Source organism: Saccharomonospora saliphila YIM 90502 (assembly GCF_000383795.1).
GTDB lineage: Bacteria > Actinomycetota > Actinomycetes > Mycobacteriales > Pseudonocardiaceae > Saccharomonospora > Saccharomonospora saliphila.
Genome location: NZ_KB912600.1, coordinates 28760 through 39193, shown reverse-complemented (window position 1 = coordinate 39193; position 10434 = coordinate 28760). Strand labels below are relative to the sequence as shown.

Genomic DNA, 10434 nt, shown 5'->3' with positions numbered 1-10434 from the left:
GCCCGTGCCGACCGGCCGCTCCGGCACCGCGGAGCCGACCGGACGAGAGACCGTCCCGGCGAGCGGCGTCGCGGTCGCCGGTGAATGCGCCTCCGGCGAGGATCCCGAGCCGGTCGACTGCGCGGGCCCGCACACCGTCGAGATCACCGCGCGAGGCTCGCTCGGCGGCGCGCTGGGCGACACCCCACCCGCTCGCGACACGGTGTTCGAAACCGTCTTCCCCACGTGCCGCAGCGAGGCCGCCGAGTACCTCGGCAGCGCCGAGTACGACGTGACCTCGCTGGCGGCCTGGCTGTGGTGGGCGAACGAGGAGAAGTGGCGGCAAGGGCAACGCTGGTACCTGTGCGGGGTCGCGCAACTCGACTCCGAGGGCCGGCCGTCGACCCGCGAGGGTTCGCTGCGCAACGCCCTTTCCGGCGGTGGTCTCGACCGGTTCCGGCAGTGTTCGCGGGTTCCGCCGTCGCAGGACATGCCGCTGCCGATCCCGTGCGACCAGCCGCATCGGGGCGAGGCCGTCACCGTCGTCCCGCTGGACGGCGGTCCCGACGATCCGTTGCCGAGCGAGCAGGAGTTCGAGGCCGCCAAGCGGGAGTGCATGCGGGCCGTGCGGGACCACGTCGGCGCCGACCGTGACGACGTGCACCCGGTGTGGCGCTGGCCCGACGAAACCTCCTGGCGGCGCGGGTTCACGAACCTGACCTGCTACCTGGAGACCGAGGAGCCCGTCACCGCGTCGCTGCGCGACCTCGGGCCGCGGCCGTTGCCCGTTCGGTGACGGTCGGTAGAAGGAGTCCGGGCCGACATTGACCCGTTCGCCCGGTTCCCTTCACCGGGACGGGGCTCTAGCGTGCCCGCATGTCGAACGACGTCCGTGACGACGACCCGGCCGGGGCGGAGCGGCACTCCGCCAGCGGTGCCATCGAGGTACCCACCACCTGGCGACAGCGCCTGCGCCAGCTCGGGCCCGGCATCATGGCCGCCGCGACCGGCGTCGGAGCCGGGGACCTGGTGGCCACGATGGTCGCGGGCTCCCGCTACGGCTACACGCTGCTGTGGGCGGTGCTCGTCGGCACGATCTTCAAGATCGCGCTGGCGGAGGCGGTCGGGCGGTGGCACCTCACCTCGGGCAGGACGCTGCTGTCCGGCTGGCGCACGCTCGGCCGCTGGGTCCTGATCTACTTCGGCGCCTACGCCGTGGTGTGGGGCTTCGTCTACGGGGCCACGGCCATGTCGGCCTCCGGCCTGCCGCTGAACGCGCTCGTGCCCGCCGTGCCGGTGCGGTACTGGGCGATCGTGTGCGGCCTACTCGGCTTCCTGCTGGTGTGGTTCGGCCGGTACGCGGTGATCGAGAAGGTCATGACCGCGTTCGTCGGTGTCATGTTCGTGACGGTCGTCGGCACCGCGGTGCTGGTGGCCCCCGACCTGCTCGACGCCGCGGGCGGACTGGTCCCGAGGTTGCCCGACGGGTCGCTGGTGTACGCGCTGGGCCTGATCGGCGGGGTCGGCGGCACCATCACGATGGCGGCCTACGGCTACTGGACGCTGGCGAAGGGCTGGCGCTCGTCGCGCTGGCTGTCGATGATGCGGTTCGACAACACCGTCGGCTACGTGACCACGGGAATCTTCGTGATCGCCATGCTCGTGGTCGGCGCCGAGCTGCTGGCGCAGCAGGAGATCGTCTCCGGCGACGAAGGGCTGCTCATGCTCGGCGACCGGCTCGCCGACGACTACGGGCAGTGGGCACGCGTGCCGTTCCTCGTCGGGTTCTTCGCCGTGTCGTTCACCTCGCTGGTCGGCGTGTGGAACGGGGTCAGCCTGCTCTTCGCCGACTGGTGGCGGACCTGGCGCCTGCCCGCGGACGCCACCGACACCGGGGAGGACTACGACCGGCAGGCGGGCGTGCGCAGCATGCCCTACCGCGCCTACGTGCTGTGGCTGACGTTCCCGCCGATGGCGCTGCTGTTCTTGGACCGGCCGTTCCAGCTCACCGTGACCTACGGCGTGCTGGGGGCGCTGTTCATGCCCTTCCTCGCGGGCACGCTGCTGGTGCTGCTCAACTCCGGGCGGGTACCGCGCGAGTTCCGTTCGCGTGCGGTGTCCAACACGCTCTTGATCGTGTGCCTGGCGCTGTTCGCGTACCTGGCGGTGGACCAGATCGTCGGCCTGCTCGACTGAACCCGGGGCGGGCCCGCACCCCCGCGTTGAACGCCGTCAAGGCCTCCTTCACTGCGTTGAGTGCAGTGAAGGAGGCCTTGACGACATGCCAACGGCGGGTCAGGCCAGGCGCTGCTTCATCGACTCCAGCTCGTCGAGGAGGGCGGACGGGATCTTGTCGCGGCCGATCTTGTCGAACCACTCCTCGATCAGCGGGATCTCCTGACGCCACTCGGCCGGGTCGACCGCGAGCGAGGCCTGGATGTCGGCCAGCGGCTCGGTCAGGCCGTCGAGGTCGAGGTCCTCGGCGCGCGGCACGAAGCCGACCGGAGTCTCGGCGGCCGCACCGCGCCCTTCGATCCGCTCGACGATCCACTTCAGCACCCGCGAGTTCTCGGAGAAGCCCGGCCACAGGATGCGGCGGTCGTCGCCCCGGCGGAACCAGTTCACGTAGAAGATCTTCGGCAGCACGCTCTCGTCGGACTTCGTGCCGATGTCCAGCCAGTGCTGGAAGTAGTCACCGGCGTGGTACCCGAGGAACGGCAGCATCGCCATCGGATCGCGGCGCACCTCACCGACCTTGCCCGCCGCGGCGGCCGTCTTCTCCGACGACATCGTGGCGCCCATGAACACGCCGTGCTGCCAGTCACGGGCCTCGTTGACCAGGGGCACCGTCGTGGCGCGACGACCACCGAACAGGATCGCCGAGATCGGCACGCCCCTCGGGTCGTCCCACTCCGGCGCCAGGATCGGGCACTGCGACATCGGGGTGCAGTAGCGGGAGTTCGGGTGCGCGGCGGGCTCGCCCGCCTCGCCGTCGGCCGGCGTCCAGTCCTGCTTCTTCCACGAGACCAGGTGCTCGGGCTTGTCGGACTTGCCCTCCCACCAGACGTCGCCGTCGTCGGTCAGGGCGGTGTTGGTGAACACCGTGTTGCCCTTCTCGATCGTGCGCATGGCGTTCGGGTTGGTGTGATAGTCGGTGCCCGGCGCGACGCCGAAGAAACCGAACTCGGGGTTGATGGCGTAGAGCCTGCCGTCGGAACCGAAGCGCATCCACGCGATGTCGTCACCGAGCGTCTCGGCACGCCAACCCGGCAGCGTGGGCTGCAACATCGCCAGGTTGGTCTTGCCGCAGGCGCTGGGGAACGCCGCCGCGACGTAATACACCTTGTCCTCGGGCGAGATGAGCTTGAGGATCAGCATGTGCTCGGCGAGCCAGCCCTCGTCGCGTGCCATCACCGAGGCGATGCGCAGCGAGTAGCACTTCTTGCCGAGCAGCGAGTTGCCGCCGTAGCCGGAGCCGTAGCTCCAGATGGTGCGGCTCTCCGGGAAGTGGCTGATGTACTTCGTGTCGTTGCACGGCCAGGCCACGTCCTCCTCGCCGGGCTCGAGCGGGGCGCCCACCGAGTGCAGGGCGGGCACGAACTCGCGCTCGGTGCCGTCCTCGGTCACGAACTTGTCCAGCGCGGCCTTGCCCATCCGGGTCATCACCCGCATCGACGCGACCACGTACGCGAAGTCGGTGATCTCGATGCCGAGCTTCGGGTTCTCGTCACCGAGCGGGCCCATGCAGAACGGGATGACATACATCGTGCGACCACGCATGCAGCCCCGGTAGAGCTCGGTCATGGTGGCCTTCATCTCGTCCGGGTTCATCCAGTTGTTGGTGGGCCCGGCATCCTCGGCGCGCTCGGAGCAGATGAAGGTCCGCTCCTCGACGCGGGCGACGTCGCTCGGATCGGAGGCGGCCCAGTAGGAGTTGGGCTTGGCCTGCAACGGCACGAAGGTGCCCGCCTCCACGAGCTGGGCGTTGATGCGCTCGGCCTCTTCGTCGGAGCCGTCCACCCAGACGACTCGGTCGGGTGTGGTCAGCTCGGCGACCTCCCGCACCCACGCGAGCACGCCGCTGTGCGTCGTTGGCGCTGTGTCCAGACCGGGGATGGCTACTGCAGTCATCACTACTCCTGTCTTCGACGACAAGAGCCCACAGCCGGACGCCAGTGTCCGGATGCGGGCTCCGTTGCCGGCGACCGAATGGCTACAAGCGCACCGTCCAAGCGGTGTGCTGACGTTTGGGATTCCCTGAGAGTAGCGGCATGACACAACGAGAACCGAGCCCTGACCTGTCGGTTCTCTCACAGGAACGATAAGGGAATCGATTCAGATTTCGCTGAATCGCGCAAGCTCGAAAGACCTTTCGACACCCGTACGAAGGGCCCGGCACCACCGGGTACCGGGCCCTCTCGTCGTCGCGACGCCGTCAGTTCTGGCTGATCCACTGGCCGGTGGTGGCGTCGATCCTGGCCACCCCCTCGACCGGCTGCCGTCCGTCGCCCCAGTCCTCGGCCACAGCGGTCCCGGCCGCCTGGTCCGTGCCCTCGGCACCCCCCGTGTCGAGGTGCGTCCACTCGCCGTCGCCGGTGTGTTCGTAGGTCACCGCGGCGCCGGTGTCGTCGATCACCACGGCGATGTCGGCCTCGCCGTCGCCGTCGACGTCGGTGAAGGCCGTCGTGGTGCCCTCGGCGTCGGTGACCACGGCGGTGTCGTTGACGCCGTCGTGGTCGGTGTCGGTGGTCGCGGGCCCGACCCGCACGTCCCCGCCGGGCATGTCGGCGGTGATGGTGCCCCCTGCGCCGGTCTGCGTCTCGGCGTCCACACCCGGCTCCTCCCGTGGGGGAGCCTCCACCCACTCGCCGCTCGTGTCGTCGAACCGGGCATGGGCGCTGACCTCGCCCCGCTCGTCCAGCCGCAGGTACTCGTCGGCCTCACCGTCGCCGTCGGTGTCCACGAACGCCTGGACGGTGCCGTCCGCGCGTTCGATCACCGCCGTGTCGTCGACCCCGTCGGAGTCCATGTCGTCGGTGACGGCGGCGCTGTACTCGTCACCCTCGACGGTGATGAGCAGCTCGTCGGGTGTCGCGGTCGAGCCGGGGTCGGCCCCGCCACTCTCGTCGGCCCACACGGTCAGTCCCCCTCACGTCAGGGCTGGCACGAACAACTGTTGATACGACTCACGGTAGGCTCGTTCGGTTCCCGAACCAAGCGCCCGACCGCGACCGCGAGTTGCCCTTTCCGGCCCACGAGTTGCCCCGGGCGGGACGGCGAACCGCCACCTCGCCCCCGTGCCGCCTCACCCGCCGCGCGGACGGTCACGCACGGCACGAATGCGCTCCAGCAACGCCTCGGCGCGCTCACGGCCGTCGGCGACCTCGCGGACTCGCTTCGACACCCGCGCGAGCTGGCGAGCACGCTCCTTCTCGCCGAGCTTGATACTGCTGTCGACTTCCTTGATCTCGGCTTCGATGGCCTCGATCCGCCTGCTCAGCGCGTCGTCGAGCGCGAGGGAGAGCTGCTGTTCCGCCTCGATGAGCTGCTCGGCGACGAGCTGGTCGAGCGTGGAGCGGGCATCGGCGATCGACTCCACGAGCCACTGTTTGACGTGCTGTTTGTCGGCGGCGTGCCTGCGCGTGCGAGCCATCCACCACCCCGCGCCGAGACCGATGGCGATCGTCGCCGGCAGCACGAACGGCGTGAACACCGCCGCCCCGGCCAGGGGGGCCGCGGCCAGCTTGGCCGCGCCCGCCCCGCCGGAGACACCCATGAACACCAGCAGCTTGTCCTCCGCCGTCGGCGGACGCCGGTCGGGTGGGCGCAGGACCACCCCGGGTCCGCCCGGCCTGGCGAACTGCGCGCGGATCAGCGCCAGCTCGTCGTCCGAGAACAGGTCGGCCAGCACCGTGGCCGTGACCTGGTTCAGCCGCTCGGCCAGCGTCGCCGAGAGCCGGCCGGAGATGGCCTGCAAGACCGCGTCCACCTGCCGGGGCAGCTCCGCCAGCTCGTCGCGCCCGGCCGCGTCGATGCGCTGCCGGAAGTGGGTCTGCGCGTCGCGCATCCGTCGGCTCGCCTCGTGCCCGAGATCCACACGAGCACGCTGGATCTCACCCCGCAGGCGCAGTTGCCACCCTTTCGTGGACGACCGGCGCTCGGTGGTGAGCTGGTCGCGCCGCTGGCGCAGATGCGCGGCCTCGCACTCGCCCGACGACAGCGCACGCCGTTGCGCCTCGAGCCGCGTCTCGTTCTCACCGAGCGCGCTGGACAGAGCACGCAGCGTGTTGGCCTCGCCGAGCATCGCCGCGCGGCCGAGCACCGTCTCCTGCACGGCCGTCTGCAACTCCGCCACGCCGGACTTCTCGCGCAGCACCGCCGCCGCCTGTTCCGTGGGCGCGGTGGCCGCCCGCTCGAACATCCGCGCCGAGACCGGGTGGATCGGCGCCTCGGCGAACCGGGGCGCGTGCTCGGCGAGCAGCTCCCGGTCGGCGTCGAGCACCTCCCGCCAGCCCCGGAACTGGTCGATCTTGGACAAGGCGAACACCACGGTCTCCACCCGTTCGGCCATCGTGGTCAGAAACCGCAGCTCCCCGGCGGTGAACGGAGCCGAGGCGTCCACGACGAACAGCAGCACCGTCGCGCTCGCGGCGGCCTCCATCGCCAGCTCACCGTGCGCGGACTCCAGCCCGCCCACACCCGGGGTGTCGACCAGGGTGAGCCGCTCCAGCAGCGGCACGGGTCCGCTGACCTCGACGTGCCGGGGCGGAAGCTGCCCTTCCGGCAGGTCGTACCCCGCCGACACCCACCGTGGCAGGTCCTCCAGCTCGAAACCCACCGGGGCGAGCTGGCCCGGGTAGCACGCCTGCGCCAGCCACTCCTGCCCGTGCTCGAAGAGCAGATAGGTCGCGGTGGCGACATCGGCGTCCACGGGCGAGAGGTTCGGCTCGGCCAGCAGCGCGTTGACCAGCGAACTCTTGCCCCTGTTCGTCTCGCCGACCACGACGACGGACGGCGTGCCCGAGCGGGCCCGACGCTGGGCCTCGACCTGTTTCGCGGCGCCCGGGTCGAGTCCGCGCAGCAGCGTGAGCAGCGCCTCGCGGGCCTGCCGGGCCTGGGCGGGCAGCGTCGGCCGTCCGGTCGAGGGTGCCGTGGTCACGGTCGGCCACCCTATCGTGGCCGCGGCCCCCGCACGGCGGAAACGGACCAGGGCGCTCAGCGCCGCGTGTAGACGGTGACCACCGGGGCACGGAGCAGACGGTCGTGGTCGACGAAGCCGACCACCTCCGTCTCGGCCACCGTGCCCTCCAGCGCGGAGTCCTCGGTCGGCACCGCACCACCCGCCTCGTGCACGGCCGGATCGAACCGCTGCCCGTCGGGGCGGACGGCGTGCACGCCGATACTCGCGAGCCCGTGTTCGAGGCGTTCGGCGACGCCCGAACTCCGCGCGCGGTCCATCGCGTACAGACACAACTGGATCAGTGCCTGACGGTCGGCCAGCGCCCGCTCGTGGTCGACCGCCGCCGCTACTCCCACAGCCTTGTCCACACCGTTCTCCGACGCCCGCACGACCGGGCCGGTTCCCGCGTCGGCCGCGGTCCCGGCGCCCTCGTCGCATGCCGGGGCCGCGGCGCCGGAGGACACGGGCACCCTCGCGGTTTCCGGCTCCTCACCCCGCCGGTGCCGCGAGTCGCCCCGGAACCACGTGTTCATGCGCCCCCCGTCGAGCCGTTGAGCCGCTGCCAGATGAGGAAGTACGCCCGGTGCACCACGTGCGCGATCCTGCTCTGCGCGGGGGTCGCGCCGAACGAGGCGAACGAGCGCCACCAGCTCGCGCGTTCGAGCGCGTAGGTCACCAGCTCGGCGCGCTCGGCCCCCGGCTTGCCGAGCTGCGCCGGGATGTCGCCGTTGCTGCCCACCCGCAGCACCTCCTCGGTGAGGTCCTCGGGCATCTCCACCGCGCCCGAGGCGACCAGGGTCAGCGCCTCCAGCACCCGGAGCTGGTGGGCCTCCGGCTTGGCGAGCAGGACCTCGATCGCGTCGTGCACGCGCTGCCGTTCCGAGCGGCTGCCTGAGGCGTGGGCCAGCGCGGTCACCGAGGCCAGCGCCGCCGCCGCCTTGATGCCGTCGGCACGCGCGGCGAAGACCGTGTTCAGCCGTGCCCGCACGGCCGCGAGCCCGGAGTACTCGTGCAGCGACCGCCGCAGCGCGCCCGCCGTGAGCTCCGGGTCGGCACGCAGCGCCTCCACGGCGCGGCGGATTCCGTAGAGGTCGAGCTTCTCTAGCAGCCGCGCACGCACGCCGGCGGGCACGTCGCAGTCCCAGCCGGTGAACAGGTCGGCCGAGACGAGCATGACCTCCAGCGCGTCGTCGTCGAGCGCGGCGAGCCGCCGGAGCGCGTCGGCGTCGGCCGACGTGAATCGTCCCGCCTCCGCCGACTCGGCGATCAGCCCGATCACCGGCAGCACGTCGGCCACCCGTGGTTTGAGCGCCTCGGCCTGCTTGGCCGCGAGCATCGTCGCCGCCGTCCACAGATCGCCGTCCGCGCCGTCGACCGACTCGGGTGCGATGGTGTCGGCCTTGTTCAGCACCGCGATGGCGTTGACCGGCCCGGCCTCTCTGCTCGCGGTGGCGGCGGTGAACGCGGCGAGAGCCTGCTCGTCGTCGGCCTTGACGCCCTGGGTGACGACGTAGAGGACGGCCTCGGCACCGGCGACGGCGCCGCGTGAGGTCTCGTCCAGCTCGTCGCCGGCCTCGGCGCCCTCGTCCCCCTCCGCCGGAGCGCGCGGGTCCGGACCCGCGTCGCCGGTGCCACGGCCCGCGAGGTGCAGGAGGTGCTCGGTGCGCGAGACCGACGCCGTGTCGAGCGAGCCGAGCCCGGGAGTGTCGATGACGGTCATGTGTTCGAGCGCGGCGTTGGTCAGGTATGCCTCGACGTGCGAGACCGTGTCGAGATCCACGCCCAGCTCGGCCGGGATCATACCGTCGGGCGCGAACGGCAGCACCTTCGTCGTGCCGTCGCGGAACACCACCTCGATCCGGTCCACCGTGCCGTACTGGAAGCGGGTGACCAGGCGGGTGCACTCGCCGATGTCCGTCGGCGCCACCCGCCTGCCGATCAGCGCGTTGACCAGGGTTGACTTGCCCGACTTGATGCGCCCGGCCACCGCGACCTGCAACGGCGCTGACAGCCTGCGCAGCACGTGGGTGAAGCCGTCGGCCGTGCGCTGGGAGACCTGCGGGCGCAACCGCAGGCACAGGTTCGCCACGGCCGCCGAGAGCGGACCCGCGATCCTGCCCGTCTCCGGCGTGCTCACCGTGCCCCCTTCAGCGTCACGGCGGGAATTCTCCCACGCGCGCGCACCGCGGGCCGGGGTGTCAGCGGTAGGCGGCCGGGTCGACCGTGCGGGCGTCCACACCGGCCAGCAACACCTCACGGAGGTAACGGCCGAAGTCCGGGCGCGAACCGTCCACGTCGGTGATGCCGTAGGTGTGCATCAGCGTCCACGACGCGAGCGTGCGCCCCGCGAAGCGGCCGACGTCCGGGTCGGTGGCGAGGGCGACGACGCCCCGGGCGAGGTAGGCCGGGCTCTCGGACACGGCGAACTCGGGTCGCTCGTCGGTCACCGCCTCGCGCCAGGTGTCCTCGGTGACGCCGAAGAGGTCGAGCATGGCCTCCGAGCGCAGGAACCCGGGCGTGACGGCGAGGCCCGTGCCGCCGTGCCGGGACAGCTCCGCGCCCAGCGCCCGGCCGAGTGCGCGCACACCGGACTTGACGAGGTAGTACGGGATGCCCGCGCCCAGGTAGTCGTCGTTCTCACCGTCGGTCACCTCGACGACGAGCCCACCCGGCCGCGAGACCACGAGAGGCAGCAGCCGGTGCAGCGCGATCAGGTGGGTTTCGAGGCCGCCCCGCACCATCGTCAGCGCATCGTTCAAATCGGACTCCCAATAGGCGGAGTCGAAATCGGTGTAGGGGTCGCCGCCCCACACGTCGTCGACGAGGACGTCCAGCCCCGTGTCCACCTCGGACTCGATTCGCGCGCGGAGATCATCCACATCGGCCACCGACGTGAAGTCGCACCGGATCGGCACGCCGTGCCCGCCCGCGGCGTCGACGAGCTCGGCGGTCTCCTCGATGGTCTCCGGGCGGCCCATCGGCGAGGTCCGTTCCCGGGTGCTGCGGCCGGTGACGACCACCGTCGCGCCCGCGCGCCCGAGCTCGACGGCGATCGCCCTGCCGCATCCCCGCGTCGCGCCCGTGACCAGCGCCGTCCTGCCGCGCAGCGCGCCCGCGGCGGTCTCGATCCCCGTACTCATGTCCACCAGCTCCCCATGCAGTGTCGAAGGTCCTCGGTCAGCCTTTCCCGCAGGTCACCACGTGGGCGCACGGACCAGTCGAGCAGCGCGCCGTTCGCCGTGGCCACCAGGACGCGCGCGGCCACGGCCGCATCC

Annotated in this window: 8 protein-coding genes; 2 read left to right on the top strand and 6 right to left on the bottom strand. The window is 71.5% G+C overall.

Features of this window, described 5'->3' with window-relative positions; translation table 11 throughout:
• Together SACSA_RS0100800 and SACSA_RS0100795 are read left to right on the top strand one after the other, a co-directional pair.
• Positions 1–775 (top strand): septum formation family protein (locus SACSA_RS0100800; protein WP_198008892.1); only part of this gene is annotated, 775 nt, incomplete at its 5' end.
• 80 nt (positions 776–855) lie between these two features.
• The gene (locus tag SACSA_RS0100795) at positions 856–2175 is read left to right on the top strand and encodes an Nramp family divalent metal transporter (protein WP_019812719.1); all 1320 of its coding nucleotides are present in this window, start codon (positions 856–858) and stop codon (positions 2173–2175) included.
• 99 nt (positions 2176–2274) lie between these two features.
• Here the strand turns inward: SACSA_RS0100795 and SACSA_RS0100790 are convergent, their stop codons facing one another.
• The 6 genes from SACSA_RS0100790 to SACSA_RS0100765 form a co-directional block, all read right to left on the bottom strand.
• Positions 2275–4110, bottom strand: a complete 1836-nt coding sequence (locus tag SACSA_RS0100790) for a phosphoenolpyruvate carboxykinase (GTP) (protein WP_028661403.1) — start codon at positions 4108–4110, stop codon at positions 2275–2277.
• Positions 4111–4414: 304 nt separating this feature from the next.
• Positions 4415–5116 carry a hypothetical protein gene (locus SACSA_RS0100785; RefSeq protein WP_019812717.1) on the bottom strand — a complete coding sequence of 234 codons (702 nt, stop codon included), beginning with the start codon at positions 5114–5116 and terminating at the stop codon, positions 4415–4417.
• Between the two features lie 168 nt (positions 5117–5284).
• Positions 5285–7138, bottom strand: a complete 1854-nt coding sequence (locus SACSA_RS0100780) for a dynamin family protein (RefSeq protein WP_019812716.1) — start codon at positions 7136–7138, stop codon at positions 5285–5287.
• Between the two features lie 56 nt (positions 7139–7194).
• Positions 7195–7692, bottom strand: coding sequence for a nucleotide exchange factor GrpE (gene grpE, locus SACSA_RS0100775; protein ID WP_019812715.1), 498 nt, complete (start codon positions 7690–7692; stop codon positions 7195–7197).
• Positions 7689–9296 (bottom strand): dynamin family protein, encoded by a 1608-nt coding sequence (locus tag SACSA_RS0100770; RefSeq protein WP_019812714.1) that lies wholly within the window; start codon positions 9294–9296, stop codon positions 7689–7691. Before SACSA_RS0100770 ends, grpE begins: the two co-directional genes overlap by 4 nt.
• A gap of 61 nt (positions 9297–9357) precedes the next feature.
• Complete coding sequence (locus SACSA_RS0100765) at positions 9358–10299, bottom strand: SDR family oxidoreductase (RefSeq protein WP_048876293.1); 942 nt, start codon at positions 10297–10299, stop codon at positions 9358–9360.
• Between the last annotated feature and the right edge of the window lie 135 nt (positions 10300–10434).

What these genes read in the sequence shown, in the direction of transcription:
- SACSA_RS0100765 (WP_048876293.1), bottom strand. Translation starts at nt 10,299, where the DNA reads ATGAGTACGGGGATCGAGACCGCCGCGGGCGCGCTGCGCGGCAGGACG.
- SACSA_RS0100795 (WP_019812719.1), top strand. Translation starts at nt 856, where the DNA reads ATGTCGAACGACGTCCGTGACGACGACCCGGCCGGGGCGGAGCGGCAC.
- SACSA_RS0100790 (WP_028661403.1), bottom strand. Translation starts at nt 4,110, where the DNA reads ATGACTGCAGTAGCCATCCCCGGTCTGGACACAGCGCCAACGACGCAC.
- grpE (WP_019812715.1), bottom strand. Translation starts at nt 7,692, where the DNA reads ATGAACACGTGGTTCCGGGGCGACTCGCGGCACCGGCGGGGTGAGGAG.